22 protein-coding genes and 2 other annotated features are annotated in these 23,393 nt (G+C 45.5%); all 22 genes read right to left on the bottom strand.

Translation table 11 applies throughout. The annotated features are described in order from the left end of the window. Window positions 1-164: 164 nt before the first annotated feature. The 22 genes from tuf to gltX all read right to left on the bottom strand — a co-directional run bounded on the left by tuf (window position 165) and on the right by gltX (window position 23,326). Window positions 165-1,355, bottom strand: coding sequence for an elongation factor Tu (gene tuf, locus MHH76_RS00730; protein ID WP_020449857.1), 1,191 nt, complete (start codon window positions 1,353-1,355; stop codon window positions 165-167). Between the two features lie 119 nt (window positions 1,356-1,474). Then, window positions 1,475-3,553: an elongation factor G gene (gene fusA, locus MHH76_RS00725; RefSeq protein ID WP_023855914.1), complete on the bottom strand. Its 2,079-nt coding sequence runs from the start codon at window positions 3,551-3,553 to the stop codon at window positions 1,475-1,477. 49 nt (window positions 3,554-3,602) lie between these two features. Then, window positions 3,603-4,073, bottom strand: a complete 471-nt coding sequence (rpsG, locus tag MHH76_RS00720) for a 30S ribosomal protein S7 (protein WP_003178317.1) — start codon at window positions 4,071-4,073, stop codon at window positions 3,603-3,605. A gap of 164 nt (window positions 4,074-4,237) precedes the next feature. Beyond that, complete coding sequence (rpsL, locus tag MHH76_RS00715; protein WP_020449855.1) at window positions 4,238-4,654, bottom strand: 30S ribosomal protein S12; 417 nt, start codon at window positions 4,652-4,654, stop codon at window positions 4,238-4,240. 104 nt (window positions 4,655-4,758) lie between these two features. Continuing rightward, window positions 4,759-5,007, bottom strand: coding sequence for a 50S ribosomal protein L7ae-like protein (locus tag MHH76_RS00710; protein WP_023855916.1), 249 nt, complete (start codon window positions 5,005-5,007; stop codon window positions 4,759-4,761). A 120-nt stretch (window positions 5,008-5,127) separates the two neighbouring features. Continuing rightward, on the bottom strand, window positions 5,128-8,727 hold the full coding sequence (rpoC, locus tag MHH76_RS00705) for a DNA-directed RNA polymerase subunit beta' (protein ID WP_020449853.1): 3,600 nt from the start codon (window positions 8,725-8,727) through the stop codon (window positions 5,128-5,130). 59 nt (window positions 8,728-8,786) lie between these two features. Beyond that, window positions 8,787-12,368: a DNA-directed RNA polymerase subunit beta gene (rpoB, locus tag MHH76_RS00700; RefSeq protein WP_020449852.1), complete on the bottom strand. Its 3,582-nt coding sequence runs from the start codon at window positions 12,366-12,368 to the stop codon at window positions 8,787-8,789. A 250-nt stretch (window positions 12,369-12,618) separates the two neighbouring features. Continuing rightward, the gene (locus MHH76_RS00695; RefSeq protein WP_020449851.1) at window positions 12,619-13,224 is read right to left on the bottom strand and encodes a class I SAM-dependent methyltransferase; all 606 of its coding nucleotides are present in this window, start codon (window positions 13,222-13,224) and stop codon (window positions 12,619-12,621) included. A 139-nt stretch (window positions 13,225-13,363) separates the two neighbouring features. Beyond that, window positions 13,364-13,735 (bottom strand): 50S ribosomal protein L7/L12, encoded by a 372-nt coding sequence (gene rplL / locus MHH76_RS00690; RefSeq protein ID WP_003178305.1) that lies wholly within the window; start codon window positions 13,733-13,735, stop codon window positions 13,364-13,366. Window positions 13,736-13,779: 44 nt separating this feature from the next. Further along, complete coding sequence (rplJ, locus tag MHH76_RS00685) at window positions 13,780-14,280, bottom strand: 50S ribosomal protein L10 (protein WP_003178304.1); 501 nt, start codon at window positions 14,278-14,280, stop codon at window positions 13,780-13,782. A gap of 69 nt (window positions 14,281-14,349) precedes the next feature. Further along, window positions 14,350-14,491: a sequence feature (ribosomal protein L10 leader region), on the bottom strand. 50 nt (window positions 14,492-14,541) lie between these two features. Beyond that, window positions 14,542-15,240 carry a 50S ribosomal protein L1 gene (rplA, locus tag MHH76_RS00680; RefSeq protein ID WP_020449850.1) on the bottom strand — a complete coding sequence of 233 codons (699 nt, stop codon included), beginning with the start codon at window positions 15,238-15,240 and terminating at the stop codon, window positions 14,542-14,544. A gap of 101 nt (window positions 15,241-15,341) precedes the next feature. Then, window positions 15,342-15,767 (bottom strand): 50S ribosomal protein L11, encoded by a 426-nt coding sequence (gene rplK, locus MHH76_RS00675; protein ID WP_003178300.1) that lies wholly within the window; start codon window positions 15,765-15,767, stop codon window positions 15,342-15,344. A gap of 169 nt (window positions 15,768-15,936) precedes the next feature. Continuing rightward, complete coding sequence (gene nusG / locus MHH76_RS00670) at window positions 15,937-16,470, bottom strand: transcription termination/antitermination protein NusG (protein ID WP_003178298.1); 534 nt, start codon at window positions 16,468-16,470, stop codon at window positions 15,937-15,939. 176 nt (window positions 16,471-16,646) lie between these two features. Further along, window positions 16,647-16,826, bottom strand: coding sequence for a preprotein translocase subunit SecE (gene secE, locus MHH76_RS00665; RefSeq protein ID WP_003178291.1), 180 nt, complete (start codon window positions 16,824-16,826; stop codon window positions 16,647-16,649). Between the two features lie 35 nt (window positions 16,827-16,861). Next, the gene (gene rpmG / locus MHH76_RS00660) at window positions 16,862-17,011 is read right to left on the bottom strand and encodes a 50S ribosomal protein L33 (protein WP_020449849.1); all 150 of its coding nucleotides are present in this window, start codon (window positions 17,009-17,011) and stop codon (window positions 16,862-16,864) included. 83 nt (window positions 17,012-17,094) lie between these two features. Beyond that, window positions 17,095-17,766 carry an RNA polymerase sporulation sigma factor SigH gene (gene sigH, locus MHH76_RS00655; protein WP_003178288.1) on the bottom strand — a complete coding sequence of 224 codons (672 nt, stop codon included), beginning with the start codon at window positions 17,764-17,766 and terminating at the stop codon, window positions 17,095-17,097. Window positions 17,767-17,829: 63 nt separating this feature from the next. After that, window positions 17,830-18,342, bottom strand: a complete 513-nt coding sequence (gene rae1 / locus MHH76_RS00650) for a ribosome-dependent mRNA decay endonuclease Rae1/YacP (RefSeq protein ID WP_020449848.1) — start codon at window positions 18,340-18,342, stop codon at window positions 17,830-17,832. Window positions 18,343-18,347: 5 nt separating this feature from the next. Next, complete coding sequence (gene rlmB, locus MHH76_RS00645; protein WP_023855918.1) at window positions 18,348-19,097, bottom strand: 23S rRNA (guanosine(2251)-2'-O)-methyltransferase RlmB; 750 nt, start codon at window positions 19,095-19,097, stop codon at window positions 18,348-18,350. After that, window positions 19,094-19,510: a Mini-ribonuclease 3 gene (locus MHH76_RS00640; RefSeq protein WP_020449846.1), complete on the bottom strand. Its 417-nt coding sequence runs from the start codon at window positions 19,508-19,510 to the stop codon at window positions 19,094-19,096. Before MHH76_RS00640 ends, rlmB begins: the two co-directional genes overlap by 4 nt. 2 nt (window positions 19,511-19,512) lie before the next feature. Beyond that, a complete protein-coding gene (cysS, locus tag MHH76_RS00635; protein WP_020449845.1) occupies window positions 19,513-20,916 on the bottom strand; it encodes a cysteine--tRNA ligase in 1,404 nt (467 codons plus the stop codon). After that, window positions 20,913-21,563, bottom strand: a complete 651-nt coding sequence (gene cysE / locus MHH76_RS00630) for a serine O-acetyltransferase (protein ID WP_020449844.1) — start codon at window positions 21,561-21,563, stop codon at window positions 20,913-20,915. The genes cysS and cysE overlap by 4 nt, the downstream gene beginning before the upstream one ends. Window positions 21,564-21,637: 74 nt before the next feature. Next, window positions 21,638-21,868: a binding site (T-box leader), on the bottom strand. After that, complete coding sequence (gltX, locus tag MHH76_RS00625) at window positions 21,869-23,326, bottom strand: glutamate--tRNA ligase (protein ID WP_020449843.1); 1,458 nt, start codon at window positions 23,324-23,326, stop codon at window positions 21,869-21,871. Between the last annotated feature and the right edge of the window lie 67 nt (window positions 23,327-23,393).

Below are 23,393 nucleotides of genomic sequence, written 5' to 3'. Positions count from 1 at the left end.
ATGCACTATTATACAAAATTTATAGGCATGATGCAAGGTAATATTGAATATTACCGGCTTTTGCACACTTTTTTTATTATACAGATTCCAGCAAGGATAATCAAGGACTTCAGGACAAATAAAAAACGAGACCCGGATGGATCTCGTTTTTTATTTTATAAGTATTATTCGATGATTGAAGAAACAACGCCAGAACCAACTGTACGTCCGCCTTCACGGATAGAGAAGCGAGTTCCGTCTTCGATCGCGATTGTTGAAATCAATTCAACAGTCATTTCGATGTTGTCTCCAGGCATAACCATTTCTACGCCTTCTGGAAGCTGAATGATACCCGTTACGTCAGTTGTACGGAAGTAGAACTGAGGACGGTAGTTAGAGAAGAATGGAGTGTGACGTCCACCCTCTTCTTTAGAAAGAACGTAAACTTCAGCTTTGAACTTTTTATGTGGAGTGATTGTACCTGGTTTAGCAAGTACTTGACCACGTTGGATATCTTCACGAGATACACCGCGAAGAAGTGCACCGATGTTGTCTCCAGCTTCTGCATAGTCAAGAAGCTTACGGAACATTTCAACACCTGTAACAGTTGTTTTGCTGTTTTCTTCTTGAAGACCGATGATTTCAACTTCGTCACCGACTTTAACTTGTCCGCGCTCTACGCGTCCAGTAGCAACTGTTCCACGACCTGTGATTGAGAATACGTCCTCAACAGGCATCATGAATGGCTTTTCAGTATCGCGCTCTGGAGTTGGGATGTATTCGTCAACTGCATCCATCAGTTCGAAGATTTTAGCTTCGTATTCAGCGTCACCTTCAAGAGCTTTAAGTGCAGAACCTTTGATAACTGGTACATCGTCACCAGGGAACTCATACTCAGAAAGAAGATCGCGAACTTCCATTTCAACTAGCTCAAGAAGCTCTTCGTCGTCTACCATGTCGCATTTGTTCAAGAATACTACGATGTAAGGCACACCTACGTTACGAGAAAGAAGGATGTGCTCACGAGTTTGTGGCATTGGACCGTCAGCAGCAGATACAACAAGGATCGCTCCGTCCATTTGCGCAGCACCAGTGATCATGTTTTTAACATAGTCAGCGTGTCCTGGGCAGTCAACGTGTGCATAGTGACGAGTTTCTGTTTCGTACTCAACGTGTGCAGTAGAGATTGTGATACCGCGCTCACGCTCTTCTGGAGCACCGTCGATTTGGTCGTATGCCATAGCAGTACCTTTACCAGATTTCTTATGAAGCACAGTTGTGATAGCAGCTGTTAATGTAGTTTTACCATGGTCAACGTGTCCAATTGTACCAATGTTGGCATGTGATTTGGAACGGTCGAATTTTTCTTTAGCCATTCTGAAAATCCTCCTTAAAAAGGTTAGTTTTTGTTATATAGAGTGATAGAAAGTGAAAGCGATGTTTCACTTTCTCATCTTACAATAGTATTTATACTTTAATGAAGAGGCAAAATCAATTATTCACCTTGATTTTTTTTGATGATCTCATCAGCAATGCTCTTAGGCACTTCTTCGTAATGGTCAAAGACCATTGTGAACGTACCGCGTCCTTGTGTGTTTGAACGGAGAGCCGTAGCGTAACCGAACATTTCAGAAAGTGGAACCATCGCGCGAACGACTTGAGCGTTTCCGCGTCCTTCCATACCTTCTACGCGACCGCGGCGTGATGTAATATCACCCATGATGTCTCCCATGTATTCTTCTGGGATAACGACTTCAACTTTGGAGATCGGCTCAAGAATAACCGGGTTACACTTGCTTGCCGCGTTTTTAAGCGCCATGGAAGCAGCGATTTTAAACGCCATTTCGTTAGAGTCGACATCGTGGTAAGAACCGTCAAAAAGTTTCGCTTTGATGTCGATAACAGGGTAACCTGCGACTACACCGTTTTGAAGTGAATCTTCAAGTCCTGCTTGAACAGCCGGAATGTATTCACGAGGAACGACACCACCGACGATTGCGTTTTCGAACTCAAAGCCTTTTCCTTCTTCGTTTGGAGAGAATTCGATCCAAACGTGTCCGAACTGTCCGCGTCCACCAGACTGACGTACGAATTTACCTTCAACTTGCGCGCTCGCACGGAATGTTTCACGATACGCAACTTGAGGAGCACCAACGTTGGCTTCAACTTTAAATTCGCGTTTCATACGGTCAACGATGATATCAAGGTGAAGCTCACCCATACCGCCGATGATCGTTTGACCTGTTTCAGGGTCAGTATGCGCACGGAATGTTGGATCCTCTTCAGCCAATTTAGCCAGTGCAGTAGACATTTTGTCTTGGTCAGCCTTAGATTTAGGCTCGATTGCAACGTGGATAACAGGCTCAGGGAATTCCATAGATTCAAGAATTACAAGGTTTTTCTCGTCGCAAAGCGTGTCCCCTGTAGTCGTGTCTTTCAAACCTACAGCAGCAGCGATATCCCCTGCGTACACAGTAGAGATTTCTTCACGGCTGTTGGCGTGCATTTGCAGGATACGTCCGACGCGCTCACGTTTGCCTTTTGTTGAGTTTCTTACGTATGAACCGGAATCAAGTGTTCCTGAGTACACACGGAAGAACGTCAATTTACCAACGTAAGGGTCAGTCATAACTTTAAATGCAAGTGCTGAGAAAGGTGCGTCGTCAGAAGACTCACGAGTAACCTCTTCCTCAGAATCAGGCAGAGTACCTTTGATTGCCGGTACGTCAGTTGGAGCTGGCAGGTAGTCAAGAACTGCGTCAAGCACTAATTGAACACCTTTGTTTTTGAAAGCTGATCCACAAAGAACCGGATAGAACTCCACGTTACAAGTTCCTTTGCGGATTGCCGCTTTCAGCTCGTCAACTGTGATTTCTTCGCCTTCCAAGTACTTCATCATAAGCTCTTCATCAAGCTCAGCAACAGCTTCAATCAAGCTGGCGCGAAGCTCTTCAGCTTTGTCTTTGTACTCGGCAGGGATTTCACGCGCATCAGAGCGTGTTCCAAGATCATCTTCATAGTAGTACGCAACGTTTTCTACAAGGTCGATGATCCCTTCGAAATTGTCTTCGGCGCCAATCGGTAATTGGATCGCGTGAGCGTTCGCCTCAAGACGGTCTTTAAGAGTTCCTACAGAGTAAAGGAAGTCCGCACCCGTTTTGTCCATCTTGTTGACAAATACGATACGAGGTACTCCGTAAGTTGTTGCCTGACGCCAAACTGTTTCAGTTTGCGGCTCAACGCCTGATTGTGCGTCAAGAACGGCAACGGCACCATCAAGTACGCGCAGGGAACGTTCAACCTCAACTGTGAAGTCTACGTGTCCTGGTGTGTCGATGATGTTTACGCGGTAACCTTTCCACTGTGCAGTTGTTGCAGCGGATGTGATTGTGATACCGCGTTCTTGTTCCTGCTCCATCCAGTCCATTTGGGAAGCCCCTTCATGAGTTTCACCAATTTTATGGATACGGCCTGTGTAGAACAAGATACGTTCAGTTGTTGTCGTTTTACCGGCATCGATGTGAGCCATGATTCCGATATTACGAGTTTTTTCTAAGGAGAACTCTCTTGCCATTGGGTCTTTTCTCCTTCCTTCTTAGGGAATAATATTTTGTCGTGTGAGATTACCAGCGATAGTGAGCGAACGCTTTGTTTGCTTCAGCCATCTTATGAGTATCTTCACGTTTCTTAACAGCTGCACCAGTGTTGTTAGCTGCATCAAGGATTTCGTTAGCTAAACGCTCTTCCATCGTTTTTTCTCCGCGAAGACGAGCGTAGTTTACTAACCAGCGAAGTCCAAGAGTCGTACGGCGTTCAGGACGAACCTCTACAGGTACTTGGTAGTTTGCACCACCTACACGGCGTGCTTTAACTTCAAGCACTGGCATGATGTTCTTCAATGCTTGTTCGAAAACCTCCATTGCATCGTTGCCGGTACGTTCTTTAATAATATCGAATGACTTGTATAGGATTGTTTGAGCTTTACCTTTTTTACCGTCGATCATCATTTTGTTGATCAAACGAGTAACCAGTTTAGAGTTGTAAAGCGGATCAGGTAAAACATCTCTTTTTGCTACAGGACCTTTACGTGGCATCTGATTATCCTCCCTTCTCTTGTTACGGGTTTACAGTAAGCAGAGGGATTCACGGTTCAGCTGCCGGGATCAAACCAGCGCTAGGCGCGAAAAGCCTGATGCCCTTAACAGCATTGCCAGAACTCCTTGCTTTTAAAAACCCTTTTATTTGTATTTAAACGGAATTATTTTTTCTTAGGACGTTTTGTACCGTATTTAGAACGGCCTTGTGCACGGTTTTCAACTCCGGCAGTATCAAGCGCGCCACGCACGATGTGGTAGCGTACCCCCGGTAAGTCTTTTACACGTCCACCGCGGATCAATACGACACTGTGCTCTTGCAGGTTGTGTCCGATACCAGGAATGTAGGCCGTAACCTCGATTCCGTTAGTTAAACGAACACGGGCATATTTACGAAGCGCCGAGTTCGGCTTCTTCGGTGTCATTGTACCGACACGGGTACATACTCCGCGTTTTTGTGGTGAAGATACGTTAGTGTGCTCTTTCTTGAAGCTGTTGTATCCTTTGTTAAGTGCTGGAGACTTAGAATTTTCAACTTTGCTTACGCGTCCTTTGCGGACTAGCTGATTAATTGTAGGCATTTTGTAATTCCTCCCTTCATCATGTTTTATAACCCACATACCCAGGTGGTTCATTTAAAAGCAAAAAACAATGCCTTTGCATAAAAGCAAAAACAACGAGTACGTTATTGAATAATGGCAACAGCTGCAGCTCCGACTTCAATTCCGCAGGCTTTGCCGAGCTTTTTCATGGACTCTGCCATTGAGACGGGAATCCCTTGTTCATTTGCCAGGTTAATAACATCTGACGTCAGAAAAGGATCAGCGTCTTTTGCTACGACGACTTCCTTAACAGAATTGCGCTTCAGCGCTTTGACTGTCTGCTTCGTACCGATAATAATAGATTGAGCCTGTGATACTTTATCATAAGACATCATATATCCTCCAAAGTAACAGGTTTAAATTGAGCACCTTGGTTATATTATCATCCTGAAAGAAGGATGTCAACACATGATGACAATTTTTAGTGACATCCTTCTTTAGGATTTTTTTATTTATTCAGCCGGAACCATTTCATCAGATGATTGGACTTGCAATACCGGCTTCACTTTACGGTAGTTCAGCATACCCGTTCCAGCAGGAACAAGCTTACCGATGATAACATTCTCTTTCAGGCCGAGAAGCTCATCGCGTTTTCCTTTGATTGCTGCATCTGTCAGGACACGTGTTGTTTCCTGGAATGACGCGGCAGACAGGAAGGAATCCGTTTCAAGCGATGCTTTGGTGATACCGAGAAGCACCGGACGGCCTGTTGCAGGGCGTTTGCCTCCGAGCAGAACTTTTTTGTTCGCTTCGGTAAACTGGTGAATATCGAGCAGCGTGCCTGGCAGCACTTCCGTGTCGCCGGCATCGATGACACGCACTTTGCGAAGCATCTGGCGAACCATAACCTCGACGTGCTTATCCCCGATTTCAACCCCTTGCATACGATAAACCTTCTGCACTTCATGAAGGAGGTATTCTTGCACCGTCGTGATGTCAGTAACTTTCAGAAGCTCTTTCGGATCAACCGAACCTTCTGTCAGCACCTGGCCACGGGAAATTTTCTCTCCTTCAGTGACTTTCAGGCGCGCGTTGTAAGGCGCCGTATATGAACGGCTTTCGACTTCGCCCTGAACGACGATTTCCTGCTGTTTGTCACGCACTTCATTGATTTCAGCTACGACACCGTCAATTTCAGAGATCGTCGCTTGACCTTTAGGGTTTCGCGCTTCAAACAATTCCTGGATACGCGGCAAACCTTGTGTAATATCGTCTCCGGCAACCCCGCCCGTATGGAAGGTACGCATTGTTAACTGTGTACCCGGCTCACCAATGGACTGGGCAGCGATGATTCCGACTGCTTCCCCGACTTCGACGTCGGTTCCTGTTGCCAGGTTGCGGCCGTAGCATCGTTTACATACACCATGTGACGTATTACATGTAAATGCGGAGCGGATCCACACTTCTTCAATGCCTGCTTCGACAATTTCGAGCGCTTTATCTTCGTCGATCAGCTCGTTTTCATCCACAAGCACTTCACCTGTTTCCGGATGTTTAACAGGTTTTCTCGCGAATCGGCCGACAAGACGCTCTTCAAGACGCTCGATCACTTCTGTGCCTTCCGTGATGGCTTTGGCAAGAATACCTCGGTCTGTGCCGCAGTCAGTCTCACGAATGATGACGTCTTGGGCTACGTCTACGAGACGGCGTGTCAGGTAACCTGAGTCGGCTGTCTTCAGAGCCGTATCCGCAAGACCTTTACGCGCACCGTGAGTAGAGATAAAGTACTCGAGTACCGTTAAACCTTCGCGGAAGCTTGACTTGATCGGAAGTTCGATGATCCGTCCAGCCGGGTTGGCCATCAGACCGCGCATACCCGCAAGCTGCGTAAAGTTTGATGCGTTACCCCGGGCTCCGGAATCACTCATCATGTAGATCGGGTTGATTTCATCCAGGGATTTCATCAGCTTGCCTTGGATCGTATCTTTAGCTGCACTCCAGATGGAAATGACCCGTTCATAACGCTCTTCTTCAGTAATCAGACCACGTCTGAACTGCTTCATGACGTTATCAACTTTTCCTTGCGCTTCTTCAAGGATTTCCTGTTTGTCGTCCAATACGACGATATCGGAAACACCGACCGTAATTCCGGCTTTTGTCGAATATTTAAATCCAAGGTTTTTCATGCGGTCAAGCATTTTTGATGTTTCTGTAATATGGAATCTTTTGAAGATCTCCGCAATGATTTTACCCAAAATGCCTTTTTTGAACGGCTGGTTGATTTCCTGGTTCTTAATGGCTTCTTTAACATCTGCACCGTAATCCAAGAAGAAACGGTCAGGTGTTTTTTCTTCAATGTTGCTCTTCGTCGGTTCGTTCATGTATGGGAACGACGGCGGAAGAATCTCGTTGAAGATCAGTTTTCCGACAGTTGTAACGAGCAGCTTGGAACGCTGTTCTTCGGTAAATGTTTCATTTTTCAGGGAGTTAACCGCAACGGCTACTCTCGTATGCAAATGAACATATCCGTTTTGATACGCAAGAAGCGCTTCATCCGTATCTTTGAAAACCATACCTTCGCCGACTGCGCCTGGGCGTTCTAGCGTCAGATAGTAGTTTCCAAGCACCATATCCTGAGACGGCGTAACAACCGGTTTTCCGTCTTTAGGGTTCAGGATGTTTTGTGCGGCAAGCATCAAGATGCGCGCCTCAGCTTGCGCTTCTGCTGATAAAGGAACGTGAACCGCCATTTGGTCACCGTCAAAGTCAGCGTTGTATGCCGTACATACAAGCGGATGAAGACGGATGGCACGGCCTTCGACAAGCGTTGGTTCAAACGCTTGAATACCTAATCTGTGAAGCGTAGGTGCACGGTTGAGAAGCACAGGGTGTTCTTTGATAACTGATTCAAGGACATCCCAGACTTCCGGCTGAACGCGCTCAATTTTACGCTTCGCACTCTTAATGTTGTGGGCAAGACCTTTTTCAACAAGCTCTTTCATGACGAATGGCTTGAACAGTTCCAGCGCCATTTCTTTCGGAAGACCGCATTGATACATTTTCAGGTTCGGACCTACGACGATAACCGAACGGCCTGAGTAGTCAACACGTTTACCGAGAAGGTTTTGACGGAAACGGCCTTGTTTACCTTTCAGCATGTGAGAAAGGGATTTTAACGGTCTGTTTCCCGGACCTGTAACAGGACGGCCTCTGCGTCCGTTATCGATCAGCGCGTCCACGGCTTCTTGAAGCATGCGCTTTTCGTTTTGAACGATAATGCTTGGCGCTCCAAGATCCAAAAGACGTTTTAAACGATTGTTACGGTTGATGACACGGCGGTACAAATCGTTCAGATCGGAAGTTGCAAAACGTCCACCGTCAAGCTGTACCATCGGTCTCAGCTCAGGCGGAATGACCGGAAGAACGTCGAGGATCATCCAGGACGGCTTATTTCCGGAGTTGCGGAATGCTTCCAATACTTCCAAGCGTTTGATCGCACGTGTGCGGCGCTGTCCTTGTGACGTTTTAAGCTCTTCTTTCAGCATATCCACTTCTTTATCGAGGTCGATATCTTGAAGGAGCTTATGAATCGCTTCAGCACCCATTGATGCCTGGAATTTATTTCCGTATTTATCAAGGTACGCCCGGTACTCTTTTTCAGAAAGAAGCTGTTTTTTCTCAAGCGGTGTATTGGCCGGATCTGTTACGACATAAGAAGCAAAGTAAATGACTTCTTCCAATGCGCGCGGAGACATATCCAGCACAAGACCCATACGGCTCGGGATTCCTTTAAAATACCAGATGTGAGAAACAGGGGCTGCCAGCTCGATATGCCCCATTCTCTCACGACGGACTTTAGCCCGGGTTACTTCAACTCCACAACGGTCGCAGACTACGCCTTTATAACGAACCCGCTTGTACTTTCCGCAGTGGCATTCCCAGTCCTTTTGAGGACCGAAAATGCGCTCGCAGAATAGACCATCTTTTTCAGGTTTCAAAGTACGATAGTTGATTGTTTCAGGCTTTTTCACTTCTCCGTAAGACCATGAACGGATTTTGTCAGGTGAAGCGAGACCGATGTTCATATACTCAAAATTGTTCACATCCAGCAAGGGGCCTACCTCCCTTTTTATCTTCGGGTTATACCCTGTCACTTGCGTATAAAATTCGTTTATTCTTTTGTGACGACATCGCGCTCTGCGTCAGCAGAAACGAATTCTTCGGACTCTTCATCATTCGGCAGAGAAAGCCCTTCGTTTTGTTTCGCGTCTTCGTCGTCTTCCAAGTCTCTCATTTCGATTTCTTCTTCGTCGCTTGATAGGATTTTGACGTCCATACCTAAGCTTTGAAGCTCTTTGATCAATACTTTGAACGATTCCGGAACACCAGGTTCTGGAACATTGTCGCCTTTTACGATGGCTTCGTATGTTTTCACACGGCCTACGACATCATCCGATTTAACAGTCAGGATTTCTTGAAGTGTATATGCTGCGCCGTAAGCTTCAAGCGCCCAAACTTCCATCTCTCCAAAACGCTGTCCACCGAACTGCGCTTTACCTCCAAGAGGCTGCTGGGTAACGAGTGAGTAAGGACCTGTAGAACGCGCGTGCAATTTGTCGTCAACCATGTGAGCCAATTTGATCATGTACATGATGCCGACAGACACCCGGTTGTCAAACGGCTCTCCAGTTCGGCCGTCGTAAAGGACTGTCTTTGCGTCCCTTGACATGCCGGCTTCTTCAAGCGTTTCCCACACATCTTCTTCGCGGGCACCGTCAAATACCGGCGACGCGACATGCAGACCGAGACGGCGTGCAGCCATACCAAGGTGCAGCTCCAACACCTGCCCGATGTTCATACGCGATGGTACGCCCAGCGGGTTTAACATGATGTCAATCGGTGTTCCGTCAGGCAGATACGGCATATCTTCCTCCGGAAGGATTTTCGAAATAACACCTTTGTTCCCGTGGCGTCCGGCCATTTTGTCCCCTTCAGAAATTTTACGTTTCTGAACGATGTAAACGCGGACGAGCTGGTTAACGCCCGGAGGCAGTTCGTCTCCGTCTTCGCGGTTGAACACTTTTACATCAAGGATGATACCGCCGCCTCCGTGAGGCACACGCAGCGACGTATCGCGGACTTCACGCGCTTTTTCGCCGAAGATGGCGTGAAGCAGGCGCTCTTCTGCAGTAAGCTCTGTAACACCTTTAGGCGTTACTTTACCAACAAGAAGATCTCCGTCTTTTACTTCAGCACCGACACGGATAATTCCGCGTTCATCGAGATTGCGAAGAGCGTCTTCACCGACGTTTGGAATATCGCGTGTAATTTCTTCAGGTCCGAGTTTTGTATCCCGGGCCTCTGATTCGTATTCCTCAATATGAATAGACGTGTATACGTCGTCTTTTACAAGGCGTTCGCTCATGATGATGGCATCCTCGTAGTTGTAGCCATCCCATGTCATAAAGCCGACCATGACGTTGCGTCCAAGGGCAAGCTCACCTTTTTCCATAGACGGACCGTCAGCTAAAATTTCACCTTTTACAACCTCATCACCGACGCTTACGATCGGACGCTGGTTGTAGCAAGTTCCCTGGTTGGAACGAACAAACTTCAGCAGGCTGTATTTATCAAGGTTTCCTTTGACTTTCTGGCCGTCGACTTCTTCATAGCGGCGCACCCAGATGTTTTTCGCTTCCACCCGTTCAACGATTCCAGGATGGCGGCAAATAACAGCGGCACCGGAGTCTTTTGCAGATACATACTCCATTCCGGTTCCGACGATCGGAGATTCAGGCTGCATAAGAGGTACAGCCTGCCGTTGCATGTTCGCTCCCATTAGGGCGCGGTTTGAGTCGTCGTTTTCCAAGAAAGGAATACATGCAGTCGCGGCAGAGACAACCTGTTTAGGCGAAACGTCCATATAGTCGACGCGGTCTTTCGGAACAACGGTGTTCTCCCCTCTGAAACGGGCGACGATGCTGTCATCCACAAAAGATCCGTCATCATTCAGACGTGCGTTAGCCTGGGCAACGACATAGTTGTCTTCTTCATCAGCTGTCAAGTAATCGATTCTCGGCGTTACTTTTCCAGTCTCAGGGTCAACGCGGCGATACGGCGTTTCGATGAAGCCGAAACGGTTCACTTTCGCGAATGAAGAAAGCGAGTTGATCAAGCCGATGTTTGGACCCTCAGGAGTTTCAATCGGACACATCCGGCCGTAGTGGGAATAGTGAACGTCACGGACTTCCATTCCGGCGCGCTCACGGGTCAAACCGCCCGGTCCGAGCGCTGACAGACGGCGCTTATGCGTCAGCTCAGCAAGCGGATTCGTCTGATCCATAAACTGAGAAAGCTGCGAGCTTCCGAAAAACTCTTTGATTGATGCGATGACAGGGCGAATATTGATCAGCTGCTGTGGCGTGATCGTGTTTGTATCTTGAATAGACATTCTTTCACGAACAACACGCTCCATTCTGCTTAAACCGATACGGAATTGGTTTTGCAGAAGCTCTCCCACTGAACGGAGACGGCGGTTTCCTAAATGGTCGATATCGTCGGTATCGCCCACTCCGTGAAGCAGGTTAAAGAAATAGCTGATGGAAGAGATAATATCAGAAGGTGTAATATTTTTAACGCCTTCTTCAATATAAGCATTTCCAATCACATTGATTGTCTGCTCCCCTTCTTGATCTGTCGGGGCATAGATTTTAATAGACTGAAGCGTCACTTCATCTTCAACAACTCCGCCGTTCGGATACAGCTTTTTAAAACCGATTCCGTTTTCAAGGTAAGGCAGGACTTTGTCAAGCGTTCTTCTGTCTAAAATCGCGCCTTTTTCGGCAAGAATTTCGCCTGTTTCAGGATCGATCAGCGTTTCAGCAAGCCGCTGATTAAACAGTCTGTTTTTGATGTGAAGCTTTTTATTAATTTTATAACGTCCTACACTTGCAAGGTCATATCTTTTCGGATCAAAGAACCTTGAATCAAGCAGGCTTTTTGCGTTTTCTACTGTAGGCGGCTCTCCTGGACGAAGACGCTCGTAGATTTCAAGAAGCGCTTTATCGGTGTTTTCCGTATTATCTTTATCAAGCGTATTGCGCAAATACTCGTTTTCACCGATGAGATCAATGATCTCTTGGTCAGATCCGAAGCCAAGAGCACGCAAAAGAACCGTAACCGGCAACTTACGTGTGCGATCGATGCGTACATAAACAACATCTTTCGCATCAGTCTCGTATTCTAACCATGCGCCACGGTTTGGAATGACAGTCGCGGTAAAACCTTTCTTACCGTTTTTGTCTACTTTACCACTAAAATATACACTTGGAGAACGAACGAGCTGAGATACAATGACCCGTTCCGCACCGTTGATAATAAAGGTTCCAGTGTCTGTCATAATAGGGAAATCACCCATGAAGACATCCTGATCCTTTACTTCACCGGTCTCTTTGTTGATTAAGCGGACTTTAACACGCAGCGGAGCTGAGTAGGTCACGTCGCGCTCTTTTGATTCTTCTACCGGATACTTAGGCTCGCCCAAGCTGTAGTCGATAAATTCCAGAGAGAGGTTACCAGTGAAATCCTCAATTGGCGATATGTCTTGAAACATCTCTCTAAGACCCTCATCAAGAAACCACTGATAAGAAGAGGTTTGAATTTCAATGAGATTTGGTAATTCTAACACTTCGCTAATGCGTGCATAGCTTCTGCGCTGGCGGTGTCGTCCATACTGAACTAGTTGACCTGTCAACTGATTCACCCCTCAAATCATGCGTAATATATGTGTAACAAGCATTTCTTCCGCAAATATGTAAGAAATACTTTTACAAGACAAAAGAAAAAAGGGTTTCTAATTTAGAAAACCACATCCAAAAACAAAATACCGATTTTATTAGTGTTCCCAAAAATGTATATTTTATACAAACCTAGGCGTTTCTTAAAAACAGCAGCAAAATATATACATTGGCATTTTATAATATTAACATAGCTGAAAATCCGAGTCAAACTTTTTTTGCTTTGATGATATAGTACCCTTTCTTTTTGTGAACGACTTCAACGTCCGCAAAAAGTTCTTTTAATTTTTCAATGGCAGAAGGCCCGCCTTGTTTTTTCTGAATGACGACCCACAGCTCTCCTGAAGGCCGCAAATGTTCAGCGCTTTTTTCAAAGATGGCGTGCACAGTTTTTTTCCCGGCGCGTATGGGGGGATTAGTAATAATAGAAGCGAATTTTTTTGCAGGTTCGACGTTGGCAAACAGATCACTCTGATAGATCTTTGTGTTGTCGATCTGATTATTTAACGCGTTTTCCTTCGAAAGTTCGACAGCTCTTTCATTAACATCGATCATGTGAACCATTCGATCTTCGAAATCCGCAGCAAGCGAAAGACCAATCGGGCCATAGCCGCAGCCTACATCCAAAAAATCACCTTCTGTATCCGGTTCCCGGAAAGCTTCAATCAGCAGCCTTGAGCCAAAGTCCACTTCTCTTTTTGAAAAAACTCCGCTGTCGCTGATAAAAGTAAACGTCCGGTTTCTCAAGCGAAATGCCCACGTTGATCTGCTGCTTTTTGCTGAAGGTTTTTCCGAATAATAATGGTCAGTCATCACAGAACCTCCTCAGTTGGTGAACTCTCCAGATATCTTGAAACAAGATGGCGTATCTTATGCGGAAGGGACTACAATTAATTAGCAAAGAAAAAGCCCGCTTTTAAAAGCGAGCTTTCCCCTAAAGATTAGGTGAAGATTACTTAACTTCTACAGAAGCGCCAACTTCTTCAAGTTTAGCTTTAAGCTCTTCAGCTTCTTCTTTCGCAATACCTTCTTTAAGAGGTTTTGGAGTGTTGTCAACAAGTTCTTTAGCTTCTTTCAAGCCAAGACCAGTGATTTCACGAACAACTTTAATAACTTTGATTTTTTGATCTCCTGCACCAGCAAGAACAAGATCAAATTCAGTTTTTTCTTCAGCAGCACCGCCTGCAGCAGCTCCGCCAGCTACAGCTACAGGAGCAGCAGCAGTTACGCCAAATTCTTCTTCGATTGCTTTTACTAAGTCGTTCAATTCAAGTACAGTTGCTTCTTTAACGGAAGCAATGATTTCTTCGATATTTAAAGCCATTTGTAATTCCTCCATTTTGTTTTATTTTTTAGATACTGATGCTATTAAGCGCCTTGTTCTTCCTTTTGTTCTGCAACAGCTTTAGTTGCAAGAGCAAGGTTGCGAACTGGAGCTTGAAGTACGCTAAGCAACATAGAAAGCAAGCCTTCGCGAGATGGAAGTTCAGCAAGAGCTTTCACTTCTTCAACTGTAGATACTTTGCCTTCGATTACGCCCGCTTTGATTTCAAGAGCTTCGTGCTTTTTAGCAAACTCGTTAAGAACTTTAGCTGGAGCGACAACATCTTCAGTGCTGAATGCAATCGCATTCGGTCCTGTTAAGAAATCGTTCAAACCATCAAGTTCAGCTTGTTCAACCGCACGGCGAGTCATCGTGTTTTTGTACACTTTGAACTCAACGTTAGCTTCGCGAAGCTGTTTACGAAGTTCTGTTACTTCAGCTACGTTAAGGCCGCGATAGTCAACGATGATCGTTGATTTACTTTCTTTCAGTTTAGAAGTAATTTCTTCAACAACAACTTTTTTTGTTTCAATTGCGCTGCTCATGGTTACACCTCCTGTAAGATTCATCTGTGTAACACTTATACCGTTCGGTGATCACGTTCTTTAACGACATGTTCCATATAAAAAGCCTCCATTCGACATGGAGGCTGTATATACAAGCATACGTAACGCTAGAGCTGTGATATATATACACCTCGGTAGGAGATTAAGCCTTATCGGCACCTACTGTCTACGGTATAAATGGACATATTTTATTTTTACAACGTTTTGAATTATATCAGAACGTCTTATCAAAAGTCAATATTATTTTACGTTGAAAGTTGAAGGGTCCACTTTGATTCCAGGTCCCATTGTAGATGTAACAGAAACGTTTTTCACGTATACACCTTTAGCAGCAGCAGGTTTCGCTTTCAAAATTGTGTCGTACATTGTCGCGAAGTTTTCTACAAGCTTGCCTTCTTCGAATGACACTTTTCCGATTGGAACGTGGATGTTTCCTGCTTTATCAACGCGGTATTCAACTTTACCAGCTTTGATTTCGTTGACTGCTTTTTCAACTTCGAAAGTAACCGTTCCTGTTTTAGGGTTTGGCATAAGACCTTTTGGTCCAAGCACGCGTCCGATTTTACCGACTTCACCCATCATATCAGGAGTCGCAACGATTACATCAAAATCAAACCAGCCTTGCTGAATTTTGTTGATGTAATCAGAATCGCCTACGTAGTCTGCACCAGCAGCTTCCGCTTCTTTCGCTTTTTCGCCCTTAGCGAAAACAAGAACGCGCTGAGTTTTGCCTGTTCCGTTTGGAAGTACAACTGCACCGCGGATTTGCTGGTCGTTTTTACGAGGGTCAACACCTAAACGGAATGCCGCTTCAACAGTGGCATCGAATTTAGCTGTGTTTGTTTTTTTCACAAGCTCAATCGCTTCGTTTACGTCGTAAGCTTTTGTACGCTCTACAAGCTTGGCAGCTTCGACGTATTTTTTACCTTTTTTAGCCATTTTAAAATTTCCTCCTTAGTGGTTTTAGCGGAATAACCTCCCACGAATAAGGGTTGCGAACTTGTCTGATCCAAACTCGCAACCCAGCAAAGAGACAAAAATTAGTCTTCGATCACAATACCCATACTGCGGGCAGTTCCTTCAACCATACGCATAGCCGCTTCAACATCTGCCGCATTTAAGTCAGGCATTTTTGTTTCGGCGATTTCACGTACTTTATCGCGTTTAACGGTTGCGACTTTATTACGGTTAGGCTCACCAGAACCTGACTCAATTCCAGCCGCTTTTTTAAGCAATACAGCAGCAGGCGGAGTTTTTGTGATAAATGTAAATGAACGGTCTTCGTAAACCGAAATTTCTACAGGAATGATCAGACCAGCTTGGTCAGATGTACGAGCGTTAAACTCCTTACAGAATCCCATGATGTTAACACCGGCTTGACCCAATGCAGGACCAACTGGCGGAGCTGGATTCGCTTTTCCAGCAGGAATTTGCAATTTTACAACTTTAACTACTTTTTTAGCCACGAGACACACCTCCTTAAGTCCGTGATGTGGTAATAGGGTGAACCCTCCCACTCAAGGTCTCATTCTTTATATGAATGATGAAAATATCAAGCTAGCTGCCTTGACCTTTTTGCCAAGACGCACCTTTGTATATTATCACTTTTATATAGTGATTTCAAGCGCTTTTCCATTACAATTTGTCAACTTGAGTAAATTCGAGCTCAACCGGGGTCTCTCTTCCGAACATATTAACGAATACTTTGACTTTATTTTTGTCGTGGTCGATCTCTTCGATCGTCCCTGTGAAATCAGCAAACGGGCCGTCGATCACCTTGACGGTTTCTTTTAATTCAAAGTCGATTTCTGTTTTTCTTTCTTCAAGCCCCATCCGCTTCAGAATTTTTTCCGCTTCGCCCGGAAGCAGCGCAGTCGGCTTTGAACCTGATCCGGCTGAACCGACAAACCCGGTCACGCCAGGCGTATTTCGAACAACATACCAGGAATCATCCGTCATGACTAGTTCGACAAGTACATACCCAGGGAATACTTTCTTTTTAACGACTTTTTTCTTGCCGTTTTTAATATCGGTTTCTTCCTCTTCAGGTACAACGACGCGGAATATCTTATCCTGCATCCCCATCGATTCCACCCGTTTTTCCAAATTCGCCTTTACTTTATTTTCATAGCCGGAATACGTATGAACCACATACCATTTCTTTTCCATTCTCATTCAGGACCCTTTCAGTCCTTCCCTCCCCACACCTTAAAAGTTTTTGGCCGTACCGGGAAACTGACACTTTCTTTTATACGAGCCTCATATTTTGAAACAATGAAAAAACCCGTTAAACGGGTTTTTTGGCAAGTCATATTTAGATCTATTATAACACGTTATGCTGATCATTATTCAACTATTAAACGAATTAATTGCGTAATACCCGAATCGATGAGTGCAAAAAAGATAGCGAAAAAGATAACGGTGGTGATAACAGTGATCGTATAGCGCGTTAGTTCTTTTCCTTTAGGCCAGGTGACCTTTTTCATTTCTTTTCCGACATTCTTTAAAAATTTGATAATACCCATGGTAAGAAACCTCCACAACCTAAAAACAAAAACGCCTATTTTGTTTCCAGATGTACTGTATGTGAATTGCAGTTATTGCAGTATTTCTTTACTTCGAGCCGTTCAGCCAAAGCTGCGGAGCTTTTCATTGTCGTATAATTACGACTTCCGCAATTTTTGCAGGCTAACGTTACTTTTTTCTTCATGTTTACACCTTTTTCTGGACGATCATTTTCCTAAGTAACATATCACAGTCATAAAATGACTGTCAATATGCCATAAGCATTGGCTACAAGCTGATTTCGCGGAGCTCCAGGTACTTTTCAAGCTTTCTTTTGACACGCTGGAGCGCATTATCGATCGATTTTACATGGCGGTTTAGTTCTTCGGATATTTCCTGATAGGATCTTCCGTCGAGATAGAGCGCAAGAACTTTTCTTTCTAAATCACTAAGCAATTCTCCCATTTTCAGCTCGATATCATCGAATTCTTCCTGATTGATGATCAGCTCTTCAGGATTCATAACCTTGGCTCCGGAAATCACGTCGAGAAGCGTCCGGTCTGATTCCTCGTCATAAATGGGCTTGTCCAGCGACACATAAGAATTGAGCGGAATATGTTTCTGGCGAGTAGCTGTTTTGATAGCGGTAATAATTTGGCGGGTAATGCATAATTCTGCAAAAGCTTTGAATGAAGTCAGCTTGTCCTCTCTAAAATCACGGATAGATTTGTAGAGTCCAATCATGCCTTCCTGAACGATATCTTCCCGATCAGCCCCGATTAAGAAGTAGGATCTTGCTTTTGCCCTTACAAAATTACGGTACTTTGTAATCAAGTAATCTAACGCATCACTGTCTCCGACATGAACCATTTCAATGACCTGCTCGTCTTCCAACTGGCAAAAACGTTCTTTGCTGAACTGTTCTTTGCTGAATTTTCCCTGGTTGTTTTGTAAGTTCACTCCGATCCCCCCGACCGCACGTAGATAGAAATATTATACAGTAATGGACAAAAAAGCGTCAACCTAATCCAAGTCGCCACGCCGCCATTTTTCGAAGATCTTCAAGACGTCTTCTGACAATGGAATTTTCCCCGCGGGACGTTCTGAGGTGATTTGTTTCACCCTTTTTTCGATTTGCCTTTCGATCGCTTCGACTTCCCTGAGCAGCTCCCTGGCTGATTTGCGCAGGGCCCCTTGGCCGAAAATCGCCCATTGCTCTGTGTAGTCAGATGTGGCAACATGGAGTTGCGTCTGAATATTATTCAAGTCTGACACCAGTTTCTCGATCCGTTCATCAGCCGTTTCATTTTCCCTTGTGAATATCACTTCTACGCGATGATTGACCTTCTTTTTCTCGATTCCTTTAACGAGATGCGCATCAAAGACAACGATTACCCGGAACCCAGTATACGATTGATATTCCGCCATCTTCTGTATCAACAGATCCCTTGCTTCTTCAAAACTGTTTTCTTTTAAATCTTTCAACTGAGGCCATGCCCCAATCATGTTATAACCGTCGACCAACAGGATGTCCATTCCGTCTATTCTCCCAGAGGGCTTCGTTTCCGGTACACTTCATACATCAGGAGGCCGGCTGCGACTGAGGCGTTCAGGGACGTAACTTTTCCCGCCATCGGCAGGCGGATGAGAAAATCACATTTCTCTTTTACAAGCCTTCCCATGCCTTTTCCTTCACTGCCGATGACAAGCGCAAGCGGCATATTTCCGTCGAGCGACCTGTAGTCCTGTTTTCCAGACGCATCGGTACCGACTACCCAAATGCCCCGTTGCTTCATTTCTTCCAGGGTTCGCGACAGGTTGGTCACTTTGACGACCGGAATATGTTCGATGGCTCCTGTCGAGGCTTTGGCGACAGTCGTCGTAAGGCCGACCGCGCGCCTCTTCGGGATGATGATGCCATGAGCCCCAACCGCATCTGCGGTGCGCATAATAGAGCCCAGATTGTGCGGATCCTCAATCTCGTCTAAAACGAGGATAAACGGCTGTTCATTTCTGTCTTCGGCCTTTTGAAAAAGATCATCCAGTTCGGCATACTCGTAAGCCGCGACCTGAGCGACGACGCCTTGATGCTGTCCGGAAACCATTTGATCGAGTTTTTTTCTTGGGACATAATGAATTGTGATGCCTTTTTTGGCGGCAAGTTCAACGACTTGCTGAGCCTGTCCCTTCACTGTGTTTTCCGCCATCCACAGCTTATACAATTCCCGGCCTGACTTTAATGTTTCGATGACCGCGTTTTTTCCTATGACGTAATCATGCTGCTCACTCATTTGACTTCCTCCCTGCCATCCCGTTTTTCCAGCGCTACTTTGATGAGTTCATTAAGCCTATCTTCCCTGTTCTCAAGAAAAAGATACCCGATGACCGCCTCAAAAGCCGTACTGTAACGATATGTTTGAACATCCGTATTTTTCGGTACCGTTCCGGATTTGGCATTCCGTCCTCTTCTCAGCACAGCCTGTTCTTCCTCGGTGAAAAATTTCTGCTCCTCTAGCGCAAACAGCATGCTTGCCTGCGACTTGGCAGAGACATAGCGCCTCGACTGCCTGTGCAGATCATTGGGCCTTGTCATGCCTTGCTTTAAGAGGTGATGCCTGACGTATACCTCTAATACGGCATCACCCATGTAAGCAAGCGCCAAACCATTCAGCTGTTTGGCGTCTTTAATGGTTTCCAAATTCATGTTTACGATTCTCCTCTTTTCCAGCGTGTACCCTGTGGAGTGTCCTCCAGGATAATGTTCATGCTTTTCAGCTGGTCGCGAATCTGGTCAGATGTTGCGAAGTCACGGTTTCTGCGGGCTTCATTCCGCTTCTCGATCAGTTCTTCAATGTCCTTATCCAAAAGTTCCTGTTCCTTGAGGGAGAAGCCGAGCACTGAGCAGATCTCGTCAAACAGCTGTAGAAACGCCTGAATGACATGTTCTGAAGTATTCTTTTCCTGCAGATAGTAGTTGGCGTGTTTGGCCAGATCAAACAGGACGGAAATTGCATTCGCTGTATTAAAATCATCATCCATTGCCGTTTCAAAGGCTTTTCGCTGCTCTTCAATTTTTCCGAGCCATTCTGAATCGCCCTCTGTTAAATTTGTACTGCTTTTCAGGCGATGCTGCAAATTGCTATAAGCTGTTTTTAGACGCCCAAAAGCATTTTTTGTGTTCTCAAGAAGTTCGGCCGAATAGTTGATCGGATGTCTGTAATGAACAGACAGCATGAAAAACCGCAGCACTTGGGGATCATGCTCTTTAATAATGTCATGCACAAGCACAAAGTTACCGAGCGATTTTGACATTTTCTCATTATCGATATTAATGTAGCCGTTATGAAGCCAATATTTCGCGAAAGGCTTCCCTGTCAATGCTTCCGATTGGGCAATTTCGTTTTCGTGATGCGGGAAGGTCAAATCCTGGCCGCCGGCGTGAATGTCGATCGAATCGCCCAAATATTTTTTCGCCATCGCAGAGCACTCGATATGCCAGCCGGGACGGCCTTTTCCCCAAGGGCTATCCCAGGAGATTTCGTTATCTTTCGCCGCTTTCCATAATGCGAAATCGAGCGCATCTTCTTTTTTCTCGCCCACTTGAATCCGGGCGCCTGATCTCAGCTCATCGACTGATTGATGCGACAGCTTTCCATAGCCTTCAAACGATCTTGTTTTATAATAAACATCCCCGTCTGCCTCATAAGCATAGCCCTTATCGATCAGCGTTCGAATAAAATCGATGATTTCATCCATGTTTTCAGTGACGCGCGGATGGCAGTCCGCTTTTGTGCAGCCCAGTGAACCGACATCTTCGAAGTACGCCTTAATAAAGCGTTCGGCGATGACCGGCACTTCCTCTCCAAGCTCATTTGCCGCTTTAATTAATTTGTCATCGACATCTGTAAAATTGGAGACGTATTGGACGTCATAGCCTTTATACTCCAAATACTTTCTGACCGTGTCATAGACGATCGCCGGCCTCGCGTTTCCGATGTGGATGTAGTTATATACGGTCGGCCCGCACACATACATTTTGACCTTGCCTTCTTCAAGAGGCACAAACGGCTCTTTTTTTCGTGTGAGAGTATTATACAGTTTTAGTGTCACAGCTCATCTTCCCTTTCTTTTCTCCGGAGCTCTTGTTTCAGCTGCCTGATTTCGTTTTCCAATTCTCTGAAGCGGTCAGCCACCGGATCCGGCAAGTCCTGGTGGTTCAAGTCGCGTCTGATTTTCTTTCCGTTTTGTACGACGACGCGGCCCGGGATGCCGACAACGGTGGAACATTCAGGCACATCATGCAGGACGACGGAGCCGGCGCCGATTTTCGCCCCTCTTCCGATTGTAATGGACCCAAGCACTTTTGCCCCTGTTGAGATCAGGGCATGGTCCTCGATTGTCGGATGCCTTTTGCCTTTTTCTTTTCCAGTTCCTCCTAGCGTTACGCCCTGAAAAACCGTGACATTGTTTCCGATCTCACAGGTTTCGCCGATCACAACCCCCATGCCGTGATCGATGAAAAACCTCCTGCCGATCTTGGCACCCGGGTGAATTTCGATTCCTGTAAAGAAGCGGGCGATTTGAGAGATCGTTCTGGCGATGAAAAACCTTTTTCTTTTATATAAAGCATGTGCAATTCGATGCGCCCATATAGCATGCAAACCTGAATAAGTTAAGATGACTTCAATGTAGCTTCTCGCAGCTGGATCTTGATCAAATACGACATCTACATCTTCTTTCAGCATTTTAAAGAACACATGATTCCCCCCGTTCCCCGCTTCCTTTGTCTCTATCTATTGTCAAACCATATAAAAAAACGCCTCTGTCTAATGACAGAGACGCTTTTTGACGCGCGGTTCCACTCTGTTTAGAAAACAGCACAGCTGTTTTCTCAACTCTCATCCATAACGGCGGATACCGCCTTTGAATACTTGTGTAAAAACGTTCTTCAAAGGTCTCAAGAGGTGCATTTCTAAAGCCCGGCGCTTAAGTCTTTTCCAGCCGATGAAGACTCTCTCTTTAAAGGCCCTGGCTTTATACTTATCCCTGTCAACGATTTATCTTATTGAATAATGTTATTCAGCCGTTTTAAAACGGTGTCTTTCCCCAATAATTCAATGGACTGAGGCAGTTCAGGACCGTGGGTCTGGCCTGTCGTCGCTACGCGGATCGGCATAAACAGCTTTTTCCCTTTATGTCCTGTTTCTTTTTGAACGGCTTTGATGGATGCCTTGATCTCATCTGCCGTAAACGAGTCAAGCTGCTCAAGCGTTTCGGCAAATACACGAAGCACTTCCGGAACCTGCTCTTCTTCTAAAACTGTTCTTGCTTCACGATTATACTGGATATCGTCTTTAAAGAACAACTCTGTTAACTCGACGATTTCAGCGCCGTAGCTCAACTGTTCCTGATATAGAGAAATCAGCTTGCGAACCCATTCCTGTTCGCTGCCAGTTAGCTCTTCTGAAACCTTGCCCGCTTTTTGCAAATGCGGAACGGTCAATTCGATCACCTGATCAAGATCAAGTTTTTTCACATACTGGTTGTTGACCCATTTCAGTTTATGCGTATCAAACACCGCTGGTGATTTTGACAAACGGTGTACATCAAATATCTCAATAAACTGTTCTTTTGTAAACAGTTCTTCTTCTCCGACCGGCGACCAGCCGAGAAGAGTGATGAAGTTAAACAATGCTTCCGGCAAATAGCCGAGCTCTTCGTACTGTTCGATAAACTGAATGATGGACTCATCCCGTTTGCTCAGTTTTTTACGGTTTTCATTGACGATTAATGTCATATGTCCAAATGCCGGGATGTCCCAGCCAAGGGCGTTGTAAATCATGATCTGCTTCGGCGTATTGGAAATGTGGTCTTCGCCGCGCAGGACATGCGTCATTTTCATTAAATAGTCATCGACAGCTACGGCAAAGTTGTAAGTAGGCGTTCCGTCTTTCTTCACGATAACGAAGTCGCCGATGCCGTCTGTTTCAAAAGAAATTTCTCCTTTGACGATGTCATTGAAGCTGATGACTTCTCCTTGAGGGACTTTAAAGCGGATGCTCGGCTGTCTTCCTTCAGCTTCGAGCTTTTCCTGCTCTTCTTTAGTTAAATTGCGGCACTTGCCTGAGTAGCGCGGCATTTCTCCGCGGGCAGCCTGTTCCTCGCGCTCTTTCTCAAGCTCTTCTTCCGTGCAGTAACATTTGTAGGCAAGCCCTTTTTCAAGAAGCTCCTCGTAATATGTTTTGTAAATGTCGTTTCTTTCGGATTGGCGGTATGGTCCGTATTCTCCGCCGACATCCACGCTTTCATCCCAGTCGATGCCCAGCCATTTTAAATAGTTCAGCTGGCTTTGCTCTCCGCCTTCAATGTTACGCTTCCGGTCCGTATCTTCAATGCGGATGATGAATTTTCCGCCTTGGCTCCGGGCAAACAAATAATTAAAGAGAGCGGTTCTGGCATTTCCGATATGTAAATGGCCTGTTGGGCTCGGCGCATAACGAACCCGAACTTCGTTTCCCATCTGTCTAACTTCCTTTCGTCTCTAACAGAGTTCAAATTTATTTCCTATTCTATCATCAAATGAACCT

Origin of the sequence: Bacillus sp. FSL L8-0193, from assembly GCF_037976065.1 — a bacterium.
Lineage (GTDB): Bacteria > Bacillota > Bacilli > Bacillales > Bacillaceae > Bacillus > Bacillus paralicheniformis.
This window is presented reverse-complemented; position numbering and strand designations above follow the sequence as displayed.